Source organism: Nonomuraea zeae, from assembly GCF_005889725.1.
GTDB classification, from domain to species: Bacteria; Actinomycetota; Actinomycetes; order Streptosporangiales; family Streptosporangiaceae; genus Nonomuraea; species Nonomuraea zeae.
The window spans coordinates 1-852 of the sequence record NZ_VCKX01000708.1; the positions used below are offsets into that span (position 1 = coordinate 1).

General features: G+C 66.4%; 1 pseudogene. It reads left to right on the plus strand.

Annotated elements, in window-relative coordinates:
• Window positions 1-33: 33 nt before the first annotated feature.
• Window positions 34-852, plus strand: a pseudogene (locus ETD85_RS62525) (IS3 family transposase); the annotation flags it as partial.

Below are 852 nucleotides of genomic sequence, written 5' to 3' on the forward strand. Positions count from 1 at the left end.
TGTGTATAAGAGACAGCACCCGCCCGTTCACACCCCGCAGGCCGCACCCGGCCGCACTGTCACAGGCCGAGCGCGACCATGTCCGCACGGTGCTGAACGAGCGCTTCGCCGACGCCTCCCCGGCCACGGCGTACTTCTCGCTGCTGGATGAGGGCATCTACCTGGCATCCGAATCGACGATGTACCGGATCTTGCGCGAGCACGGCGAGGTCGGCCGCGACCGCCGCCATCAGGCCGCCCATCCGCCCAAGACCATCCCCGAACTCTTCGCCGACACCCCCAACCGCGTCTGGGCATGGGACATCACCAAGCTGCGCGGCCCGGACAAGGGCGTCTGGTACTCGCTCTACACGATCATCGACCTGTTCAGCCGCTACGTCGTCGGCTGGATGGTCGCTTCCCGAGAGTCCGCCGACCTGGCCAAACACCTCATCCAGCGAACCGCGGGCAAGCACCATATCGACGACGGGACCCTCACCTTGCACGCCGACCGCGGCAGCTCGATGAAGTCCAAGACTGTCGCCGAACTGCTCATCGATCTGGGCGTGGCCAAGTCCCACTCCCGGCCCAAGACCTCCAACGACAATCCGCACGTCGAGGCCAGCTTCAAGACGCTGAAGTACTGCCCCGACTTCCCCGGCCGGTTCGGCTCGATTGAAGACGCCCGCGCCTTCTGCCAGGCGTTTTACACCTGGTACAACCACGAGCACTACCACTCCGGGATCAGCTATCACCACCCGGTCGACGTGCACTACGGCCGAGCAGCCGCCGTCCGCGACAAACGCGCCGCCGTTCTGGCCGCTGCCCAGGCCACGCACCCCAAGCGCTTCGCCAGCGCCGGTACCCCCACCC